The following is a 21,662-nucleotide window of genomic DNA, read 5'->3' on the forward strand; positions in this document are numbered from 1 at the left end:
TCTATATTTCAACTTTTTCTAATAACTTATTAAAATCAATTTTAGTATCAATATTATTAGCTATTTGTGCTAATTTATGGAATTTTGTATCTTTATGTGAAGATCTTAATTCTATAATTGAAATATCAGCATGAGAATTTGCTCTTGCTTCACTAATCATTGAAGTTGAATCAATTGTTATAAATAATTCTTCACATTTCTCAATAAAATCTGGTATTGGGTTTATTGTTGGAGTATCTGAATATACTAATTTATAATCAAATTCATATTGATTTAATAAATCTTCTATATTTTTTGATGTTCTTCTTGATGTAGTTATATATTTTAAATACCCATCATAGTTTTTAAATATTAAATCTAATACATTTTTAATATTCTCAACATCCATTTTGAAAACACTATTATCTCCACCTATAATAATGCCAATTGATTTATCATCACTTGATTGTTTTATTATATTTTTTGACTTTACAAAAGACAGGTTAAAAGGTATTGATATTATATTTTCAAGTTTAGGAGCATTATCATGTTCTTGCGCAATAATATAATCAAAATCTTTATAATTATAAGATTTTGGAAGCATAAGAGCGATTGATTTAATATTATATTTTTTTGAAATAAATTTATTAAAATAATAAGTTCCAGAACCTGTACTAACAACTGCATCATAAAAATCGAAGTTATATTTCTTATATTCTTTAAATAACTCATCAGAATATCGCTCGAACTTATCTAAGGCATAAGTAAATAGTTTAAATATTTCTAATTTAAATTTTACTTCTAAAATATCATAACTTATATTTTTAATTTTACAAAAGGCGATTGATTGATTTAAGTGACCTGGTTTCCCGTCACTAATTATTAGTATTCTTTTCATATATCTCTCTATAATGACTTTTAAACCTTTTATGAGGCCAAAACCATTGTTTTTTATCTTCAAGTATTATATCAGATATTGCATTAGCTTGAAGTTGAGATAAGACTTTTATGTCATTTTCTTCATTATTAGTTCTAATAGGTAATATAGGGTCATAAACTTTAATTTTATATTTATAATCATCTTGATTAAATATAGCAATAGGTATAATTGTTGCTTCAAACTTTCTAGCAAGAATAGATGATGTAGAAGTCTGATATGCTTTTTTCCCTAAAAATTCAACCTCGGTACCCTCTCTTGAATTTATACTTTGATCAATTATTAATGATATCGCTTCTTTTTTTATTAATGCTTTTACAAGTTTTTTAACTGCTCCATCTCTAAATATTATTTTAGAACCAGATTTTTCTCTTGCTTTTACAATAAACTCATCTATTTCTTCAAAATTTGATTGCCTTGCAACTTGGTGGATAGTTAGAATGTTTTTATTAATATAAGTACTTAACATTTCCATATTTCCAAAATGTGCAGAAATAAAAATAATAGGTTTTCCTTTTAATAAAGCTTCATCTATTATTTTTTTATTTTCAATACTAACACTATTTTTTAGTTTATCATTAGTAACATCTAAGTTTTCAATAAGAGATTGAACCCATAATAGCATATTTAAATATGAATATTTTTGTATTTTTTGTATTTCTTTTTTTGAAATTTTATTATCGAACACAAGTTTTAAATTTGCTTCAATAATCTTATTAGTTTTAGAAGCAACTAAGTAAGCAAAATTTGCAAGTAATTTAAAAAAGCCTCGTCTTATAAACTTTGGTAATTTTCTTAAAATAAATACAAAAACTAAGAATATATTATAAACAAGTTTATTCATTATAATACCTCTAGATTAAACTCTTTTGGTAACTCTAATTTTTCAATATTTGAATTAATTAAAAAAGTTTTATTATCAAGCTTTAAACTTAATGTATTTGTCTCTTCATTTAAAATATAATCTATCTTTGGTCGAGACATATCTAAATTTGATACAATATTTAATGAAATCATAAAAGACAACCATCTCATAACTTCAATATCAGGTAATAACTCTTGGTATTCGCTTATATCTTTTTTTGAAGGTAATGACTTTTTAGAAAATTTAATCATATGTGCAATTATAACTCTTGTTGTATGTAAAAAATCGTAAGAAAGTCCATTTAAAATAAAATCAAAAGCATTGTCATTAGATTTATAAAAGTTTAGTGTTGAACCAATTGAGTGAAGCTTTGAAGCAATTACTAAAAATGTTTTATATTTATCATCTAATTCATGCATTGGCTTTAGTGCATAAAATATTTTTGAAGCATTATTTCCCATATATGAACTTTGTTTTGGTTCAATTTGAAATCTATCAAGAAGTGATCTTACACTAACATTAAAATTTGAAGGAAACTTACAATTAGAAGTTCTAAGTAAATCGTTTAAGTAAACACCTTCACGTACACCAGCACCTGAAGTTATAACTTTTGAGATATTTAATTCATCTAAAATAGTTTTGAAAATAAAAGTACCTTCTTTTATCGTATCAAACCTATCTTTTTTAACACCTAAGGATTTTAATTCATCATTATCTTTAGCATTTATAATTTCATTTAAAAAATCTTCTTCTTTTGAAACTTTATACTTATAACCATGTAAAATATCTAAAGGATATTCATTTCTTTGCATGATTATTTTAGAAACAGACCTAATACTACCTCCAATACCAACAATTACATCAGGGATTTCAATATTAAGTTCAAAAATCTTTTTTAAATTATCCATTATGTATTCTCTTGCACCATCAATGTCATTTTTATTAAAAAACAATTCTTTCATACGAACTGTACCTATATTTAATGAAATTGATTTCACAATATTTTTATCTTTTACAAAACAAAACTCAGTAGAACCTCCACCTATATCAACAGTTACAAAACTATCATCATGTAAAAGATTCATAGCAGCAACTCCACCAAAGTATGCTTCTTTTTCTCCATCAATTACTTTAATACTTAAGCCAAAATCTTTTTTAATTCGTGATAAAAAAACTTTTGAATTTGGTGCATCTCTTAGCGCTGATGTAGCAACACAGATAACTTTTCGTGATTTAAGGGATTTGGATATATTTAAAAAAGATTTCATAGATTCGTAAGCACGTTGCATAGGAATTTCTTGAAGATTTCCATTATTTTCATAACAGCCTTCAGAAATTTTCACCCTACTTTTCGTTTCATTTATTAGATTAAATGCAAATCTACTACTTTTTTGTAGAACAACCATACGCATTGAGTTAGACCCAATATCAATAATAGTTGTAACTTTAGACATTAAACTTCTTCTTCTTGTAGTTGCTTAAATTTGAATTTTAATTCTTCCATTGTTTCTTGGTTATCTGGATCGATGATAATACAATCAACTGGACATACTTCTATACAAGAAGGCTCTTCATAATGACCTACACACTCTGTACATCTGTCAGAATCAATTAAGTATATTGGATCACCCTCTTCAATTGCATAGTTTGGGCACTCTTCTCTACATGCATCACATGCGATACATTCATCTGTAATAATTAAAGACATTTAACACTTTCCTAAATAAATTATATATCTTGGAGTTATAACCAATTATTCTTTAAGTATTTCTTTAATTTGATTGAATTTTTGTATATTTTGTGCGATAAGTACAAATTTATCAGTTTTGTATAAAAATAGATCATCACAAATGTATAATGAAGCTAAAATATCAAACTCTCTAATATTACCAACAAACAATACAAAGTCATAGTTTTTTGCATCACACAAAGACAAAGCAACTGCACCTGGAGATCTAAATTTTATATTTTTTTGTCTTAATTTTGTACAAATATTGGGATATGCATATGCTCTTTCAAAAATACCTATTTTTTTATTTGAAGTAATTAATAAATTATCTCTGTTATCTAATAAATACTCGTATTTTACTTCTTCATCAAATGCTTTATAAGTTAAAATTCCATTTACTAAATTACAAACAAATCCTGCTATAGTTTTATCATTTGAAACTAAGGCAATAGAAGTTCCATAATAAGGTAAATTAGAAGAAAAGTTATCACTTCCATCAAGAGGATCAATTATAATATCAAAGTTTTTATCATCAGATAAACGTCCGCACTCTTCTGAATAAATATTTCCAAATACTTCAAGATATCTAATAAATATCTCTTCAGCAATTAAATCTATATTCAGCGTTTTATCGCCACCATATCCAATTTGTTTTGAGTAGTTTAAGTCTTCTAGTTTGAGTTCATTGTTTATATATGTTAGTAGCTCTTTATTAGCTAATATCACAGCCTTTATAAAAGTGCTTTTATAAAGGTCTGTAATTTGAGTTTTCATTATGCTAAAGTTTGAATCATTACTCTTGCAGCATCTCTACCATCAGCAGCTGCTGTTACAGCTAAGTGAGCACCTCTTTGACAATCTCCACCTGCATATACTTTTGAGTTTGAAGTTGTAAATTTATTATTAGTTACAACTCCTCCCCATGAATTAGTTTCTACATTTAAGTCATTTAAGAATGCAGGAGCTTCAGGAGAGAAACCTAATGCCATAATAATAACATCAGCTTCTTCTAAATACTCACTTCCATCATTGATAACAACTTTTTGTCTTCCTGATTCATCAGGTTCACTCATTGAAGTTGTAAGTAATTCAACACCAATTGCTGATTTGCCATCAGTTTTAAAAGATTTAGGGCTTACATTAAATACAAATTCAACACCCTCTTCTTTTGCATTAACAACTTCTTTTTTAGATCCAGGCATATTCGCTTCATCTCTACGATAAAGACACTTAACACTAGAAGCACCTTCTCTAACTGATGTTCTAACACAATCCATTGCAGTATCTCCACCACCAATAACTACAACTTTTTTATCTTTAACATCGATATAATCAACATTTTTCTTTCCAAGGTTTCTTTTTTGAACGCCAGTTAAAAAGTTCATTGCAGGATGAACATTTGAAGAATTTTCACCATCAATTCCGGCATTTCTTCCAGCTGTTGCTCCAAGTCCTAAGAAAATAGCATCAAATTCATCTTCTAATTCTTTTGCTGTTTTATCTTTTCCAATTTCACAGTTTAAGTGTAATTTCATTCCAGCTTCAACTAACCAACCTACTCTTCTATCAACAGTAGTTTTATCAAGTTTAAATCCTGGAATTCCATACATCATAAGTCCACCAGCTCTATCAGCTCGTTCGAACATTTCAACATGGTAACCTTTTCTTAAAAGAAAAGTAGCAGCAGAAATTCCAGCAGGTCCAGAACCAATTACTGCAACTTTTTGTTCTTTTTTCTTTGAAGAGAATTTAGGTTTCATACCCTTAGCAAATGCTGTTTCTGAAATGTGTGTTTCAACAGCACCAATAGAAATAGCTCCATGACCTGTATTTAAAGAACAAGCACCTTCACAAAGAACATCTTGAGGACAAATTCTTCCTAAAATCTCTGGAAAAGGAGATGTTTCATTTGATAAAGCAAATGCTAAATCTGGATTTTTTGTAGCAGTTTGTTTTAACCATGCTGGAATATAGTTTCCAAGTGGACAACCTGTATGACAGTATGGATCACCACACTGCATACATCTATCAGATTGTTCTTTTGCTCTTTGTTTTCCAAATACTTGATATACTTCATTGTAATCTTTTAGTCTTTGAAGAACATCTCTTTTTTCAGGATTAATTCTTTCGAATTTTGTAAAATTTAACATATTCTAATCTCCCTCATCTGGATCCAGTGGTAACACTGTCATATTTTTAGGTTTAACCATCCAGAAGTTTCTAATTTCTGATCTAAAGTTTTGTAATATTCTATCAGCTTCAATACTTTCAGTCTCATGTAAATAATCTAATAATAGTCTTTTTAAATAAAGTCTTTCTCTTTCAGTATCATCTGTATCAATTCTTACTGCTTCGATTAACTCTTGATTCATTTTATCAACAAATGCTTTTTCATGATCATAAACAAATGAAATACCACCTGTCATACCAGCACCAAAGTTAATTCCAGTATTTCCTAAAATAACTACAATACCACCTGTCATATATTCACAAGCATTATCACCTGTTCCTTCTACAACAGAAATACATCCTGAGTTTCTTACAGCAAATCTTTCACCTACAGCAGCTCTAATGTATAATTTACCACCAGTAGCTCCATATAAACAAGTATTACCACCACCTGCAAAGTTTTGACCTTGATGCTTAGGATTTACAATGATTTTACCACCATTCATACCTTTTCCAACATAGTCATTTGCAGCACCATCAAGATGTAAAGTCATACCTTTTGAAATAAATGCACCAAAAGATTGACCAGCAATTCCTTTTAGATTAATATTAATAGAATTTTCTGGTAAACCAGTATCTCCATAATATCTTGCGATTTCACCAGAAATTAAAGCACCGAATGATCTATTTAAGTTAGTAATTTCTGTATTAACTTTAATAGGTGAATTTGGGTTTTCAATTGTTCTATGAACTTTTTTAAGTAATTCTTTTTCATATTTATTATCATCAAAAGGAGCATTTGTCTCTTTTTGACAAGTATCAATACCATCAATTCTTCTTAAAATATTTTGGAAATCAAACTTTTTAGCAAAATCATCATCAATTACTTTTAATAAATCAGAACGTCCAACAATTTCTTCAATTGTTGAATAACCTAAAGTTGCTAAAATATTTCTAACATCTTGAGCAATAAATGTAAAGTAAGAAATCAATCTTTCAACTGTACCTTCAAAATGTTCTCTTAAAGTTTCATCTTGAGTTGCAACTCCAACTGAACATTTATTTGTATGACAGATTCTTAAAATTTTACAACCAAGAAGTGTAAGTGCAGCTGTACCAAAGGCATAAGACTCAGCACCAAGCATTGCAGCTTTAACAACATCAAGTCCTGTTTTTAATCCACCATCAGTTTGAACATGAACAAACTCTCTTAAGTGGTTTGCTTTTAATGCATTATGAGCTTCTGAAAGTCCCATTTCCCAAGCATTACCAGCATGTTTAAGTGATGTTAATGGTGCAGCACCAGTTCCACCATCTCCACCTGAGATAATAATTTTATCTGCATATGCTTTTGCAACACCAGCAGCAATTGTTCCAACACCAATAGAAGATACTAATTTAACTGTAATTTTAGCCAATGGATTGATTTGCTTTAAATCAAAAATTAATTGAGCTAAATCTTCAATAGAATAAATATCATGATGTGGTGGTGGTGAAATTAAAGTAACACCAGCAACTGTATGTCTTAATGTTGCAATAAGTGGAGTAACTTTATGTCCAGGTAATTGTCCACCTTCACCAGGTTTTGCACCTTGCGCAACTTTAATTTGTAACTCTTCTGCTGATCTTAAATATCCAGGTGTTACCCCAAATCTTCCTGACGCAATTTGCTTAATTTTTGAATTCTTTAAAGTATTAAATCTTTTTGGATCTTCTCCACCCTCACCTGAGTTTGAAGAACCACCAATTGTGTTCATAGCTTGAGCAACAGCTTCGTGAGCTTCTGGAGAAATTGAACCACATGACATAGCAGCAGATGCAAATCTTTTGAAGATTTCATCTTGCGATTCAACTTCACTTACATCAATAGCTTCTTTATCTGAATTAAACTCAAAGAAATCTCTAATAAATTTTTTATCTCTTGTTTCAACTAATTCTTTTAAACTATCAAAATCAGAGATATCTTCTTTTTTACTTGCATTTTTATTATGCATTGCTTTTGTTGTAGCTGGACCATAATCATGGTATTCACCACCATTAGAATATTTATAGAAACCACCTAAATCAAGTGGGAACATATCATTTTCTTCAACGTAAGCATTTATATGAGATTTTTCAATTCTTTTTTCAATATCTTCATATGTAAGTCCTGCTAAATCTGTATATGCACCTTCAAAACAGTCTTCAGTGATTTCATCAGATAATCCAATAACATCAAATAAACCTGAGTTTCTATATGAAGCAATAGTACAAATACCCATTTTAGACATGATTTTTAATAATCCAGCATTAACTGCTTTTTGAGTATTTTTTAATAATCTTTGTAATTCATACTTAGATAATTTTTTACTTTTGTATAATGCAACAGTTGTAGCATACATCATATATGGATAAATTGCAGTTGCTCCAAATCCAATTAGAACAGCAGCCATATGTGGATCATAAACTTCACCAGTTACTGGAACAATTGACACAGAATGTCTAGCTTCAGCTTTTAATAACTGGTGATTAATATACCCAACAGCCATTGCCATTGGAATTAATTTTGCTTTTTCTCCAACTGCTCTATCATCAAGAATAATAACAGTAACATTATCTTCTTTTACAGCTTTTACAACTTTCTCAGATAATTCAACTAAAGATGCTTTTAAATCTGTTTTAAATGTAGTTGAGAAAGATCTATTTTTATAATAAGCATCATATCTAGGAGATTCACTAAATCCAAATGAGTAAAGAATATCGAATTTCTCTTTCATTAAAATTGGACTTGTAGTTTTTAATCTTTTAGCAAATTCTGGTTGCTCAGATAAGATATTATGAATTTGTCCAAATCCAGTCTCTAAAGACATCACAACTTTTTCTCTGTATGGATCAATTGGAGGATTTGTAACTTGTGCAAACTTTTGTTTAAAGAAATCTGTAAAGTTTCTGTTTACTTCAGAGAAACATGCTAATGGAGTATCATCACCCATAGAACCAACTGGTTCTTTTCCATCATTAGCCATTGGTTCAATCATTTGATCAATTGCTTCATAAGTAATATTAAAATACTTTTGTTTTTTCTCTAAATCTTCAAATACATAATCACTTGTATTTAAGAATGAATCTTCAATATATTCTTGAATATAATCCATATCTTCATTTAACCATTTAGAGTAGTATTGAGATGATTTTAAGTAATCATTAATATCATCTTCTTTTAAAACTTTTCCATGCTTAAGGTCAAGTGCGATCATTTCACCTGATTGAAGTCTTCCTCTTTCTAAAATATTATCTTCATCTAATTTTAATGTTCCATACTCAGAAGTAATATATAATTTATCATCTTTTGTAATTACATATTTAGAAGGTCTTAATCCATTTCTGTCAATTAAACAACCAATATGTCTACCATCAGTTAAAGAGACTGCGGCTGGTCCATCCCAAGCTTCCATTGCAGTTGCAGTGTACTCATAAAATGCTCTTAAATCTGCATCCATATGAGGAGCATTTTGCCAAGGTGCAGGTACAAGTGATCTTGCTGCTTTAAAAAAGTCAACACCATTTGCTAACATAAATTCAAACATATTATCTAATGATGCAGAATCAGATGAACCTACTTGTAAAATTGGTAATATTCTAGCAATTTCAGCATCTGTAAAAATATCAGATTTTAATTGTTCTGATTTGATTTCTACATTAAATCTATTTGCTTCAACAGAGTTAATCTCACCATTATGAGCAATTGCTCTAAACGGTTGTGCTAATTTCCATTGAGGTAATGTATTAGTTGAAAATCTTTGGTGAAATAATGAAAATGAGATTTTAAAATCTTCATCTCTTAAGTCAACATAAAAATGCTTAATATGCGTTGGCATAATAAGACCTTTATAAGCTATTACTTTAGATGAAAAAGTTGGAATATAAAAATCTTTTTTATCTATTAATTTATGCTCACACTCTTTTCTTGTTAAGTAAAGCATTGCATCAAATCTCTTTGATGACATTAAAGTATTAGGTACTACAAATACTTGAATTATATTTGGTAAAGATGCTAGTGCTTGTGCTCCTAAGGCATCTGTATCTACAGGAACTGTTCTTCTTAATACTACTTTTAAGTCATTGCTTTCACAAAACTCTTCAAATGTATCTATATCAGATAAGTCTTTTGCGAAAATCATAGCAATACCATAAGTTTCAGGTAAATCAACACCTTCGTCTGTTGCTACTTTTCTCATAAAATAGTCAGGAATAGATAATAATAAACCAGAACCATCTCCAGTTTTACCATCCGCTGCTACTGCACCTCTGTGCATCATTCTTTCTAGTGAAGTTATCGCATCTTCTAAATTTTTGTGACTTTGTCTATTTTGCATATCAGCTACAAGACCAAAACCACAGTTATCTTTAAAAGAAGTTAGTAAGTCTAAATTACAACCCATCATTTTCCTTTATATATTAATCTTTATATATTCCATAGTAAAGTGCAATAATATACTTTAAATTTGTTTAAAATATGGTTAAAATCCCTTACTTGAAATTTTACACTGAAATTTTAAATTCTTCTGTATCCTTAGTTATAGCAGTATTTTCAACATAAAAGTGAAACTAATGTATAATTATTATGCAACTTATTATTATCCTGATTTATTTAAACTTAATTTTTTCTTTAAATGAAAAATTAAGTACTTTTCACTATATTTATTTAACAAAAAAAAACTTTTTGAATTTTATAAAAAATACATAATTGATACATAAGTTTAGACTATAATTTTTTCATATCAAAATTAAGGAGATATAATTATGAAAAAATTACTATTAGGAACTATCGCAGCAGCAGTGGTAGCAAGTTCATCAATGGCAGCAGATTACACGTTAAAATTCTCTCACGTTGTAAGTGCAAACACACCAAAAGGTAAAGCAGCAGATTTCTTTGAAAAAAGATTAGAAGAATTATCAGGTGGAAAAATTGACGTTCAAGTTTACCCATCGTCACAGTTATATAAAGATAATGCAGTTTTAAAAGCATTAAGATTAAACTCTGTTCAAATGGCAGCACCATCTTTTTCTAAGTTTGGTAAAATTGTACCTCAATTAGCATTATTTGATTTACCATTTATCTTTAGAGATGCAAAGCATTTACATGATGTTCAAGATGGTGAAGTAGGACAAGCTTTAAAAGATAAAGTAACTGCAAAAGGTATTGTTGCATTAAACTATTGGGATAATGCATTTAAACAATTATCATCAAATAAAAATGCATTAACTATGCCAGAAGAAGCAAAAGGTCAAAAATTCAGAATTATGTCTTCAAAAGTATTAGAAGCACAATTCCATGCAGTTGGTGCAAACCCACAAATGATGCCTTTCTCTGAAGTATACTCAGGTTTACAACAAGGTGTAATTGATGCAGCTGAAAATCCAATTTCAAACATTTATACTAAAAAATTCCATGAAGTACAAAAATACTTAACTGTTTCTAACCACGGTTACTTAGGATACTTAGTAGTAATGTCTAAAAAATTCTGGAATAGCTTACCAGCAGAATTACAAGCAAATGTAACTCAAGCAATGAATGAAGCAACTGAAAAAGAAAGACAATATGCAGCTGAATTAAATGATTCACAATTTGAATTAATTAAAGAATATGCTAAAAAAACTGGTAAATTAGAAATTAATGAATTAACTGCTGAGCAAAAAGAAGCTTGGAGAAATGCAGTTAGTAAAATTTACCCTGAGTTCTATTCTGACAGAAAAATCGGAAAAGAATTAATTGAGAAAACAATAGCGACTAAATAGTCATGTTTAATCTAATCAGTAAAACTATAGGTTTTATAAATCAATCAATAGCAGCATTCGGTATAACAGCCGGTGTTGCTGTTGCTTTTACTAATGTTGTTGCAAGATATGCTTTTGATGCGTCATTAGTATGGGCAACTGAACTTACAATCTTTTTATTCTTATGGAGTGCTTTTTTTGGTGCTGCTTATTGTTTTAAAAAAGATGCACATATTGCAGTTACAATTCTTTTAGATGTAATGCCTTCTAAAATTGCTAAAGGTATGCTTTTATTATCACATACAATTACAATTATTTTCTTACTTGCAGTTTCTTACTATGGATACGAATATCTATTATTAGTTGCAGATATAGATGAAAGATCGATTGATTTATGGGATATGCCTATGTGGGTTATATATCTTGTTATTCCAGTAGCATTTTTCTTTGCAGCATATAGAGTTGGTGAAAAAATTGTTCAAATTTTAAGAACACCACATGAAGAAGTTGTAGCTGAAAGTGAAGCTGAACAAGTATTAGCTGGAATGGGTGTTGCTGCAAAAGATAATGATAATGAACACGTAAAACATTTAAATGACATTGTAAAAGATGTTGAAAAGAAAACAGGAGGAATGCTATGAGTGTAGGTTTATTATTTGGTATATTTTTCTTCCTTGTTCTTTTAGGAACACCTATTGCAATTTGTTTAGGTGTTGCAACTTTTACTACAATGATGGTATTTACAGATATTTCACCAATTGAAATTTCTGCAATGATGTTTGAAAAAATTGAGCATTATTCATTAATGGCAATTCCTATGTTTATTTTAGCTGGTAACTTACTTTCAAAAGGTAGTGCAGCTACTAGAATTATTGAATTTGCTAAGTCAATTGTAGGTCACTTACCAGGTGGTCTTCCTATTTCTGCTATTTTTGCATCTATTATTTTTGCAGCTGTTTCTGGTTCATCTCCTGCAACTGTTGTAGCAATTGGATCTATTATGTTTGGTGCAATTATTCAAGCTGGTTATCCTAAGAAATATGCAGTTGGAACTATTGCAACTGCTGGTTCTTTAGGTATTTTAATTCCACCTTCAATTGTTTTAATTGTATATGGAGTTACAGCTGAAGTTTCTATTGGTAGACTATTTATGGCAGGTGTTGTTCCTGGTATTATGTTAGGTATCATGATGATGGTAGTTACTTATATTGGTGCAAAAAGACTTGGGTTTAAAAGAACTGAACCTGCACCATTTAGAGTAAGACTAGCAAAAATGAAAGATGCTTCATGGGGTCTTATGACAATTGTTATTGTTATTGGTGGTATTTATGGTGGTATCTTTACACCAACTGAAGCAGCAGCAGTTGCAGCAGTTTGGGCATTTGTAATTTCTGTATTTGTATACAAAGATATTAAAATGTCAGAGTTTTTTGACACAGCTTTAGATTCAGCAAAAACAACAGCAATGATTATGTTTATTATTGCAAATGCAATGTTATTTGCACACTTCTTAACAATTGAGAATATTCCTCAAGGAATTACAGAAGCATTAATTGAAGCAAATGTTGATAAATATATGTTCTTACTAATGGTAAACGTTTTATTAATCTTAGCTGGTTCATTTATGGAACCATCTGCAATTATTATGATTATGGTTCCATTATTACTTCCAGTTGCGGTTGCACTTGGAATTGATCCAATTCACTTTGGTATTGTAATTACAATCAATATGGAGCTTGGAATGGTATCTCCACCTGTTGGACTTAATCTATTTGTAACTTCTGGACTTACGGGTATGAGTATTAAAGACGTTATAGTTGCAGCGTTCCCTTGGACGATGACAATTTTAGCAGGATTATTACTTGTTACTTATATACCAGAAATTGCTCTTTGGTTACCAAATCTAATGTATGGTTGATTTTAAAGTATATTATTTTTAATCAAAAGGGTAAGAGTTTTAACTCTTACCCTTTTTTTTTACCTTGTTTTTAATTTTATTTTGTTTACTTTTTATTTACTTTCATAACTTAAAATGTAAGTATTTAAATAAAAGGAAGATAAAATGAAAAAAATTACAACAATTTTAACAATGACAACACTTTCACTTATGAGTTTAAATGCAGCTTCTTTAAGTGCAACTTTCGCAGATGATATTTGGAAAAAAACTGCAGTACCAAAATCAGAAGTTTGTAGTAATTTTAATACAAAAGCAGGTTCTACTCCTAGTATTAATTTAGAAAATATTCCTGCAAATACAGATAAAATCATATTAACATTTAGTGATGAAACATTTAAAGGAATGAGAGATGGAGGTCATGGAATAGTATCTTACGCAGTTCCTACTAATTCTTCATCACTTACAATTCCATCAATGCAAGGTGAAACATTTACTCTACCAGTAGGATTTACAAGCGTAGTTAAACATAGAGGAGAGAAATACAAAAAAACTCCTGGAGCATATTTAGCACCTTGTTCTGGTGGAAAAGGGAATACTTATAGTGTTGTAATTAAAGCTATGAGTAAAGATAAAATATTAGATGCAACTAGTTTAACATTAGGTATATTCTAAAAATTTTTATTATTTATTATTAATAACATTTGGATATACTATCAAAAAAATTTCAAGGTAACTAATGAAAACTAAGCTAGTACAAATATTATTAATTTCTTTTTTAGTAATAACATTTCAAGGATGTATAGTAGGAACTGTTGTTTCTGCTCCTTTTAAAATAGCAGGAGCAGTAGTAAATACTGTTACACCAGATATTGTTGGAGATACAATATCTGGTACTGGTGATGTTATTGATGCTGTAATACCCTTCTAATGAATGATTTTCAATCTGAAATAATAGGTTTTTGTATAGTTGCAATTGTTGTAATTATGCTAGCCTTTTTTACATCCAAACTAGAAAAAAAATATAATAATAAAGATCAAGAAGATATATAAGTTTTATTAATATAAATTTTCTTCTCAGTATGATATTTAATTATTATTTTGTTAGAATAAGATAAATATTACTAGCAAGGAAAAGTTATGTCTACTCAAGTGAACAAGTTAAAAGGTTTATCTATTGGTAAAAAATTGACTATTTTTGGAATAGTCATTTTTACAGTTATTTTTATAATTACTCTCATTAAATTTAACATTATTAAAGATACTCAAGAAGATTTTCAAAGATATTCACAAAAAGCTGTAACAGGTAAAGTATTAGCATTACAAATTGGGAAAGATTTAAATTATATAAGTCGTTGCACAAGAGATATAATGCTAGGAAATACATACGAAAAAAATATAGCAAAAATTCAAAAAAGTAAAGATAATATTATTAAATCTTTTGAGGGATTAAAAACTACAGTTCAAGGAACTCCAAACGAGAAACAAAAACTTGAAGGAATAGAACAATCTAAAGAAAAAACTTTAGCATTTATTGATGATGGATTCAATAAAATGAAAGCCTTAGCTAATATTGAAAGAACTCCTAATATTTTAGCTAAGACCTACCAAAGTTATAAAAAAGACGCAACTCCATTAGCAAATGCTTCAAGAACTGCTTTTTCAAAAATTGTTAAAACAAAAGATGACGGTCTTAAAAGAAATACGATTAAGATACAAGATGAATTAGCTGACTTACTTACATTTATATTTATTGAAGCATTAGTTCTATTAGTTCTAATAATATCATATTTATTGTTCTTGACTAAAAATATAACTACATCATTAAAAGAGTTTTCTAAAGGATTAGTATCATTCTTTGATTTCTTAAATAAAAAAACAAATAATTCTGAACTTATTAAAATAAAAACAAAAGATGAATTTGCACAAATGGCAGATATTGTAAATAGTAATATAGAAGCAATTAAACAAAACCTTCATGAAGATAAGGAATTAATAGATGATACATTAACTGTTATTAATAAAGTAAAAAATGGTTGGTATTCAGAGCATATAGAAGCTTCAACATCTAATGAAACACTTATAATTTTAAAAGATGGGATTAATGATATGATACATTCAACTAAAGATCATATTTCCAATATTAATTTAACATTAGAAGAGTATTCAAATTATAATTATACTAGAAAGGTTGAACTTCAAGGTATAGAAAAAGGTGGTGTTTTTGAACTTTTGATTAATGATATTAATAAATTAAGAGATGCAATAAATACAATGTTACGTGAGAATAGAGAAAATGGTTTAACACTTGATAGTTCAGCACAAGTTTTACTTACTAATGTAGAACAATTAAACTCTTCTTCAAATGATGCTGCTGTAAAATTAGAAGAAACCGCTGCTGCTCTTGAAGAGATAACTGGAAATATTAATAGCTCAACAGAAAAAATTGCTCAAATGTCAAACATATCAAACAGTGTTACATCTTCTGCAACACAGGGTGAAAATCTTGCTAGTAAAACTACAAATGCAATGGATCAAATAAATGAAAAAGTAAGTGCAATTAGTGATGCGATTACAGTAATCGACCAAATTGCATTCCAAACAAATATTCTTTCACTAAATGCAGCAGTAGAAGCAGCAACTGCAGGAGAAGCAGGAAAAGGTTTTGCAGTTGTTGCACAAGAAGTAAGAAACCTTGCAAGTAGAAGTGCTGAAGCTGCAAAAGAAATTAAACACTTAGTAGAAGATGCAAATATTAAAGCTAATGAAGGTAAACAAATCTCTGATGAGATGATTAAAGGTTATGGAGGATTAAATAAAAATATTGATGAAACAATTCACTTAATTGATGATATTGCAACTTCTTCAAAAGAACAACAATCTGCAATTTTACAAATAAATGATGCAATTAATTCTTTAGATCAGCAAACACAAGCAAATGCATCTGTTGCTACTCAAACAAATGATATTGCAAGAAATACACTTGTTATTGCAAATGATATTGTTAAAAACACTGATAATAAAGAGTTTGAGGGTAAAAGTTCAATAAAAAGTAAAGAATTAAATACAAAGAAACAAGAAATAAATATACCAGTAGTTAAAAAAAGTATTAAAAGTGAAACTAAGACTATAAAAGAAAATGTTATAAAACCAACAAAAGTTGTTACTTCATCAAAAGATGAAGATGAATGGGAAAGCTTTTAATATATAAGAAATAGAAAAGATTTATCTTCTTTTCTATTTTAAATCTTTAGGAGTATGAATTCCAAACTTTGCTCCAAATTCAGTATTACGAACTCTTAATTTACCTTTCATATTTTTATCTACAATAATCTTTGACATATATAAACCAATTCCTGTACCATTACTATCATCTTTAGTTGTAAAGTATGGCTCAAATATTTTTCCTTTTGGTTCAACTGTAATTCCACCTGCATTATCTTCTATAAATAAAACAACATATTCATCCTCTTCATATGCAGAGATTTTTATTTCTGGGTTATCAATATTTTTTTCTATTAATGCATCTTTTGCATTTTTTAATATATTTAAAATAACTTGTTCATATTCATTTATATAAGTTCTTAATTTAATATTTTTATCAATATTAATATCAACATTAATTTTATCACTTTCTAATGAACTAGAAACAATAGTCATAACAGAGTCTATAACTTTTGATAAGTAAAACTCTTCTTTTTCTTTTTTTGGCATGAAAAAATTTCTAAAGTCATCGATTGTATGAGACATATAATCTAATACTACATCTGCTTCATTTGCTTTTTTCTGCATTGTTTCATTATCAAGAGCGTTTATACTATGTTTAAATTTTATAAACATAAGAATTGAAGATAACTCAGATAAAGGCTGTCTCCACTGATGGGCAATATTTGATATCATTTCACCAAGGGCTATGAATTTCGATTTTTGCACTAAAAGCTGTTCTTTTTCTCTATTTTTTTCGATTTCATCTTTGACTTTATTTTCTAAAGTTTTATTTAGATTTTCAAGCTCTTGTGTTTTTGCTTTTACTTTGTTTTCATACTCTTTTAATACTTCTTCAATCTTTTGTGAAACTAAAATTGATATTAAAATACCAAGTGATAAAAACATAATAAATAAAACTACATTTTGCCCTACTTGCCTTTTAATACGTGATTCTAAATGTTTTCTTTTTAAAGAAATTTCTTTATCTATATCATCAATATAAACTCCAACAGCTAATACCCAGTTCCATTGTTTATAATATTTAAAATAAGAAAGTTTCTGCTGTACTTCTACACTTCCTGGTTTTTTATATGTATACTGAGTATATGATTCATTCTTTTCTCGAATATCTTTTAAGAAGTTTTCTCTAAACTTTATTCCATTTGAATCTTTAAAATTAGTAGAAATTAAACGTCCTACAATGTCTGGTCTGTTTGGATTTACAAGAAGTTTTGCAAACTCATCTCCACCTTGAATATTATTTATCTCATATACAAAAAAGTAGTTACTTTTATTTTTCTCAAATCTAATATTATTAAGTAATCGTATCGCATCTGCTTTTTGTTCTTTTAAACTTATATCTGTTTTTATAATATTATAGTTTAAAATATCAAGTACTGTGTCAACTTCTTTTTTTAGTGTTTTTTTCTTTATTTCATAATACTCTTCTTTAAATACTTTCATCTCCGATTCAAAATCTTCATAAGTATTTTTTACATAAAAATAAGTAATCATGAAAATCATTGAAGACATAATAATTATAAAAATATAAATAGTAATTCTTGATAAGTTCTTTTCTGTTATTAGTTTCAAGCTTTTCCTTGGTTAACCTTAATTATGCTATGATATCATAAATTTTCTAACAAGGATTTTTAATATATGCAAGAAATATTGATTAATAAACTAAATGCTTTTAGAGTATTATATGTTGAAGATGAGAAAGGTATTAGAGAAAATATCAATGAAATATTAGAGCATTATTTCAAAGAATCTTATACTGCAAAAAATGCAAGTGATGCATATATAAAATATGTTCAGAATAAACCTGATTTAATTATTACAGATATTCAAATGAACGGAGAAAATGGTCTTGATTTAATTAGAAAAATTAGAGAATCTGACTCTAAAACTAGAATAATTATTACCTCAGCTCATACTGATTTAGATTATATGTTACAAGCTACTGAGTTACACTTAATTAAATATATAATAAAACCTATAACTCATGATAAATTAATGACTGCATTAGAAGCATTCATTAAAAGCTATGATGAAAGTAAAATATATAGTTTAAATGAAAAATGGATATTCGATTTTAGTAAATCTGTTGTTACAAATAATGAAGAAGAATTTAACTTAACTAAAAAAGAGAGTTTATTTTTAAAACAGCTTATTACAAAGAATAGAATAATTACTTATGAAGAAATGGAAAATCTTATTTGGGATGAAGATTCAGTCATGACAGCAAATGCAATGAGATTATTTATTAAAAACTTTAGAAAAAAACTGCCCCTTAAATCATTAAAAAATATTCAAGGAACAGGATATAGATTAACTAGGGAATAAGAGCTATTTTTTCTTTTTCTTCTTTCTCATCTATCTTTGAATCTGGAATATCTAACTTATACATTTCTTCAAGCTTAACAAAATAACCATTACCTAAATAAATAATATAAAAAACAGCAGTAAAAAGTGTAATAAATGGAATCATTGATACAAAATACAATAGTAGTGTTCTAAGTCTTACTGTATTTGCTTCTTTTTTATATATAACTTTAAACTCTTCTTGGCTTAATATTGTAGATGATACATCATAATTTAATAGCTTATGGAAAAAGTAATACAAAGGTAAAGAAAAAGCAATTATATTAATCAAGGGTACAAAATATAAAGGAATAAACAATATAAATAATAACATCATCATTAATAAACTTTTAAATAATACCCACAAAGGAGAAAGAAGTGTTCCAAAGCCATGTAAGCTTAGATGAGAATAATGCTTTTTATGTACTTTCTTTAAAATAATTGGTGTTAAAAATCCTATTACAATAATAGTTAAAATCACAGATATATTTAAAACGACAATTGTTCCAACTGTGTATAGTAAAAATCCTGCTATATATGAAGTAAATGAGTACTTAAATAAAAATATTATTACATAAGTAGCCCAAACAAAATAAAAAGGTGCGCTTTCATCAACTACTATTTCTTCACCATTTTGTGAGGCTTGTGCAATTTCTTGTAAAGCACTTATTCCAAAATCTGCAGCTGTAAAAAATAATATATATAAAAATATCATTGTTACAATCAATGGTATTAATGCGATTTTTAACATTTCTGATGTTAAGAAGTCTTTTACGCTTCTTGAAAAAATATCTACTTCACTCAAACTATTTCCTTTTCATTTTTATCAAATCTAGTTCTATATTCACATTTTTGACAAAGTTCTTCTACTACTTCACCTTTTTTAAAACCATTTTGAATATTTTTAACTCTAGATGAACTTAAGATATCTTTTAATTGTGTATCATTTGTATTTCCAAGATTAATACATGCGTTTTGATCTAAACAACATGGAACTACATCTCCTGATGTTAAAATACCAAAATGAGAATCTAAACCATAACAAAAACCTTTGTCTGAAACAAAATCATTTTCTAAGCTAGGCCAGTTAAAATATTCATCAAAATTAAAAAAAACTTTCTTTGCAATTCTAATATTTTTAGGTCTTTGTTTATATACATCCTCTATATCAATATTTGTATTAAAACATTCGTTCACTCTTTTAAAAACTTGAGTATTAAACTCTTTTGCACTTTTTGATTCATCTAAATTCCAGATTCTAAAATTTATAAAATATTCATGTTGTTTTCCTTGTGCATATTTTACAAAATCTAAAATAGGATTTAAATACTCATCAAGTGATTTCTTATGAGAGTTTGCATTGTATGAATTTATTGAAAAGTTTATTTGTTTAATTGTTTTATTCATTAAAGCATCGTAATCTTTAGGGCTTATTTTATTAGCAGTTGTAGTTATATTTACTTTTAAATCATTTTTTAAACTAATATCTAAGTATTCATTTAGATTTGATAGAACTAATGGGTCACCAACCATATGATAAGCTAACTCTTTTGTATAAGGTTTTAATTGCTTATTAATATCATCAAATTTCTCAAGTGACATTATTCCATTTGGAAGAATTTTTGGAGGACAAAAGGTACATTTTAAGTTACATATATTTGTAATTTCAATATGAACTTTTCTAAATTTTTTAATGATGTTAGCCTTAGTGATTATTTCTTGTGATTGTATCGAATCCTTAATAAAGACCTAATCAAGAAGTAACCAAGCTTTTATTATAATGCGCTTTAATAAAAAGCTTTAACAAATGTAAAACAAGGGTAATAAATGGAAATGATTTTAAATGAAAATGATTTAGTTGTAGGTGCATCATTTGAAAATGGAACAATACAAGATTATATTGATGAAAATAAAACTTATGGATTAATTAGAATTGAAGACAGCACTGCAAATTGGTTTTTATTTAACAAGCAAGAAAGTGATGATGATTTACAAGAACTTTATAAAAATATTTTAAAGCAAGAGCATTTTATTCAAGATGATTTTGGTGAAGAAATTGTAATTTTTAATAAGCAAGGAAATAAATCTTTTGATGATTTTAGTAAAAAAATCGATGGTTATTTAAATGATGAAATGGGAAATATATTTTAAACCCATTTCTTCTTTAAAGAAGCTAATCAATAAATAGCTTCTTATAAACAGTATCAAAGTTTTGAATACTGTTTATATTAAACTCTTCTTCTTTTTCTTTACTCCAATATAAAAACCTATTTCTTAACTTATTAGTACTGTTTAAAAACTTTATACTATATGCTGTACCTATTATCAAATTAGAATTAGTGTCTATGAATCTATATTCAAACTCTTCATAAAGCTTTTTAAAATAGCTTTCTTTTTTTACTTTCGTAATTGTATATCTAGCTTTTTGCTTTTCATCTTCTAAAAAAGAATTATCATATTTATAAACATTTAAAAACACTCTTTTCTCATTATAAATATATTTATTAAATCTGTATCTTACAGTTGTAATATCAATAAATTTATTTATATAAGATTCATGTAGTCTTACAATATTATCTTTTTCAGTTTGACTTAGTGTTGATTTATATAAAGGATAGTTATAAACTCTTACAGTTGATAAGCTATCGATTTTCCCTTCATCATTTTTTATAGGATATGAATAAATTGTCCTATTTTTCTGCACTATTTCATAATAGTTTTTAATCACATGTTTAAATATCAAATCTGAATACATCAAACT

Annotated in this window: 19 protein-coding genes; 8 read left to right on the forward strand and 11 right to left on the reverse strand. The window is 27.7% G+C overall.

Annotated elements, in window-relative coordinates:
• Position 1 precedes the first annotated feature (1 nt).
• Genes LPB137_RS09925 through gltB form a run of 7 tightly spaced genes read right to left on the reverse strand, consistent with a single transcriptional unit; the run spans position 2 to position 10,100 of the window.
• Positions 2-877, reverse strand: coding sequence for an ELM1/GtrOC1 family putative glycosyltransferase (locus LPB137_RS09925; RefSeq protein WP_076087583.1), 876 nt, complete (start codon positions 875-877; stop codon positions 2-4).
• Positions 855-1,760 carry a lipid A biosynthesis lauroyl acyltransferase gene (locus LPB137_RS09930; RefSeq protein ID WP_076087585.1) on the reverse strand — a complete coding sequence of 302 codons (906 nt, stop codon included), beginning with the start codon at positions 1,758-1,760 and terminating at the stop codon, positions 855-857. The genes LPB137_RS09925 and LPB137_RS09930 overlap by 23 nt, the downstream gene beginning before the upstream one ends.
• Positions 1,760-3,235: a Ppx/GppA phosphatase family protein gene (locus LPB137_RS09935; protein WP_076087587.1), complete on the reverse strand. Its 1,476-nt coding sequence runs from the start codon at positions 3,233-3,235 to the stop codon at positions 1,760-1,762. The genes LPB137_RS09930 and LPB137_RS09935 overlap by 1 nt, the downstream gene beginning before the upstream one ends.
• A complete protein-coding gene (locus LPB137_RS09940) occupies positions 3,235-3,489 on the reverse strand; it encodes a YfhL family 4Fe-4S dicluster ferredoxin (RefSeq protein WP_076087589.1) in 255 nt (84 codons plus the stop codon). Before LPB137_RS09940 ends, LPB137_RS09935 begins: the two co-directional genes overlap by 1 nt.
• A gap of 45 nt (positions 3,490-3,534) precedes the next feature.
• Complete coding sequence (locus LPB137_RS09945; protein WP_076087591.1) at positions 3,535-4,284, reverse strand: inositol monophosphatase family protein; 750 nt, start codon at positions 4,282-4,284, stop codon at positions 3,535-3,537.
• On the reverse strand, positions 4,284-5,660 hold the full coding sequence (locus LPB137_RS09950; RefSeq protein ID WP_076087593.1) for a glutamate synthase subunit beta: 1,377 nt from the start codon (positions 5,658-5,660) through the stop codon (positions 4,284-4,286). Before LPB137_RS09950 ends, LPB137_RS09945 begins: the two co-directional genes overlap by 1 nt.
• A 3-nt stretch (positions 5,661-5,663) precedes the next feature.
• Positions 5,664-10,100 carry a glutamate synthase large subunit gene (gltB, locus tag LPB137_RS09955; RefSeq protein ID WP_076087595.1) on the reverse strand — a complete coding sequence of 1,479 codons (4,437 nt, stop codon included), beginning with the start codon at positions 10,098-10,100 and terminating at the stop codon, positions 5,664-5,666.
• Positions 10,101-10,461: 361 nt separating this feature from the next.
• On the opposite strand from gltB, the gene LPB137_RS09960 reads away from it, so the two are divergent.
• The 6 genes from LPB137_RS09960 to LPB137_RS09985 all read left to right on the forward strand — a co-directional run bounded on the left by LPB137_RS09960 (position 10,462) and on the right by LPB137_RS09985 (position 16,534).
• A complete protein-coding gene (locus LPB137_RS09960) occupies positions 10,462-11,457 on the forward strand; it encodes a TRAP transporter substrate-binding protein (protein WP_076087597.1) in 996 nt (331 codons plus the stop codon).
• A gap of 2 nt (positions 11,458-11,459) precedes the next feature.
• Positions 11,460-12,077: a TRAP transporter small permease gene (locus LPB137_RS09965; protein WP_076087599.1), complete on the forward strand. Its 618-nt coding sequence runs from the start codon at positions 11,460-11,462 to the stop codon at positions 12,075-12,077.
• On the forward strand, positions 12,074-13,354 hold the full coding sequence (locus tag LPB137_RS09970) for a TRAP transporter large permease (RefSeq protein WP_076087601.1): 1,281 nt from the start codon (positions 12,074-12,076) through the stop codon (positions 13,352-13,354). The genes LPB137_RS09965 and LPB137_RS09970 overlap by 4 nt, the downstream gene beginning before the upstream one ends.
• A 144-nt stretch (positions 13,355-13,498) precedes the next feature.
• On the forward strand, positions 13,499-14,005 hold the full coding sequence (locus LPB137_RS09975; RefSeq protein WP_076087603.1) for a hypothetical protein: 507 nt from the start codon (positions 13,499-13,501) through the stop codon (positions 14,003-14,005).
• Positions 14,006-14,069: 64 nt separating this feature from the next.
• Positions 14,070-14,261, forward strand: a complete 192-nt coding sequence (locus tag LPB137_RS09980) for a DUF6726 family protein (RefSeq protein ID WP_076087605.1) — start codon at positions 14,070-14,072, stop codon at positions 14,259-14,261.
• 209 nt (positions 14,262-14,470) lie between these two features.
• On the forward strand, positions 14,471-16,534 hold the full coding sequence (locus tag LPB137_RS09985; RefSeq protein WP_076087607.1) for a methyl-accepting chemotaxis protein: 2,064 nt from the start codon (positions 14,471-14,473) through the stop codon (positions 16,532-16,534).
• A 33-nt stretch (positions 16,535-16,567) separates the two neighbouring features.
• Here LPB137_RS09985 and LPB137_RS09990 read toward each other — a convergent pair whose 3' ends face one another.
• Complete coding sequence (locus LPB137_RS09990) at positions 16,568-18,130, reverse strand: cache domain-containing protein (protein ID WP_076087609.1); 1,563 nt, start codon at positions 18,128-18,130, stop codon at positions 16,568-16,570.
• Between the two features lie 66 nt (positions 18,131-18,196).
• Between LPB137_RS09990 and LPB137_RS09995 the strand changes: the two genes are divergently transcribed.
• Complete coding sequence (locus LPB137_RS09995) at positions 18,197-18,883, forward strand: response regulator transcription factor (protein WP_076087611.1); 687 nt, start codon at positions 18,197-18,199, stop codon at positions 18,881-18,883.
• Here the strand turns inward: LPB137_RS09995 and LPB137_RS10000 are convergent.
• Positions 18,873-19,706 (reverse strand): EI24 domain-containing protein, encoded by an 834-nt coding sequence (locus LPB137_RS10000; protein ID WP_076087613.1) that lies wholly within the window; start codon positions 19,704-19,706, stop codon positions 18,873-18,875. The two genes, LPB137_RS09995 and LPB137_RS10000, sit on opposite strands and share 11 nt — an antisense overlap.
• A complete protein-coding gene (locus tag LPB137_RS10005; protein ID WP_337251435.1) occupies positions 19,703-20,644 on the reverse strand; it encodes a radical SAM/SPASM domain-containing protein in 942 nt (313 codons plus the stop codon). Before LPB137_RS10005 ends, LPB137_RS10000 begins: the two co-directional genes overlap by 4 nt.
• A gap of 84 nt (positions 20,645-20,728) precedes the next feature.
• Here LPB137_RS10005 and LPB137_RS10010 point away from each other — a divergent pair, with 84 nt between their 5' ends.
• Positions 20,729-21,052, forward strand: a complete 324-nt coding sequence (locus tag LPB137_RS10010) for a hypothetical protein (RefSeq protein ID WP_076087617.1) — start codon at positions 20,729-20,731, stop codon at positions 21,050-21,052.
• Positions 21,053-21,074: 22 nt separating this feature from the next.
• Here LPB137_RS10010 and LPB137_RS10015 read toward each other — a convergent pair whose 3' ends face one another.
• Positions 21,075-21,656, reverse strand: a complete 582-nt coding sequence (locus LPB137_RS10015; RefSeq protein WP_156981739.1) for a hypothetical protein — start codon at positions 21,654-21,656, stop codon at positions 21,075-21,077.
• Positions 21,657-21,662: the final 6 nt, after the last annotated feature.

It is taken from the genome of Poseidonibacter parvus, from assembly GCF_001956695.1.
Lineage (GTDB): Bacteria > Campylobacterota > Campylobacteria > Campylobacterales > Arcobacteraceae > Poseidonibacter > Poseidonibacter parvus.

Bases quoted from the DNA above. Each gene is read 5' to 3' on its own strand.
- LPB137_RS09925 (WP_076087583.1), bottom strand. From the start codon at position 877: ATGAAAAGAATACTAATAATTAGTGACGGGAAACCAGGTCACTTAAAT.
- LPB137_RS10015 (WP_156981739.1), bottom strand. From the start codon at position 21,656: ATGTATTCAGATTTGATATTTAAACATGTGATTAAAAACTATTATGAA.
- LPB137_RS09980 (WP_076087605.1), top strand. From the start codon at position 14,070: ATGAAAACTAAGCTAGTACAAATATTATTAATTTCTTTTTTAGTAATA.
- LPB137_RS09935 (WP_076087587.1), bottom strand. From the start codon at position 3,235: ATGTCTAAAGTTACAACTATTATTGATATTGGGTCTAACTCAATGCGT.
- LPB137_RS09960 (WP_076087597.1), top strand. From the start codon at position 10,462: ATGAAAAAATTACTATTAGGAACTATCGCAGCAGCAGTGGTAGCAAGT.
- LPB137_RS09975 (WP_076087603.1), top strand. From the start codon at position 13,499: ATGAAAAAAATTACAACAATTTTAACAATGACAACACTTTCACTTATG.
- LPB137_RS09970 (WP_076087601.1), top strand. From the start codon at position 12,074: ATGAGTGTAGGTTTATTATTTGGTATATTTTTCTTCCTTGTTCTTTTA.
- LPB137_RS09930 (WP_076087585.1), bottom strand. From the start codon at position 1,760: ATGAATAAACTTGTTTATAATATATTCTTAGTTTTTGTATTTATTTTA.
- LPB137_RS09985 (WP_076087607.1), top strand. From the start codon at position 14,471: ATGTCTACTCAAGTGAACAAGTTAAAAGGTTTATCTATTGGTAAAAAA.
- LPB137_RS09950 (WP_076087593.1), bottom strand. From the start codon at position 5,660: ATGTTAAATTTTACAAAATTCGAAAGAATTAATCCTGAAAAAAGAGAT.
- LPB137_RS10010 (WP_076087617.1), top strand. From the start codon at position 20,729: ATGGAAATGATTTTAAATGAAAATGATTTAGTTGTAGGTGCATCATTT.
- LPB137_RS09945 (WP_076087591.1), bottom strand. From the start codon at position 4,284: ATGAAAACTCAAATTACAGACCTTTATAAAAGCACTTTTATAAAGGCT.
- LPB137_RS09965 (WP_076087599.1), top strand. From the start codon at position 11,460: ATGTTTAATCTAATCAGTAAAACTATAGGTTTTATAAATCAATCAATA.
- LPB137_RS09940 (WP_076087589.1), bottom strand. From the start codon at position 3,489: ATGTCTTTAATTATTACAGATGAATGTATCGCATGTGATGCATGTAGA.
- gltB (WP_076087595.1), bottom strand. From the start codon at position 10,100: ATGGGTTGTAATTTAGACTTACTAACTTCTTTTAAAGATAACTGTGGT.
- LPB137_RS09995 (WP_076087611.1), top strand. From the start codon at position 18,197: ATGCAAGAAATATTGATTAATAAACTAAATGCTTTTAGAGTATTATAT.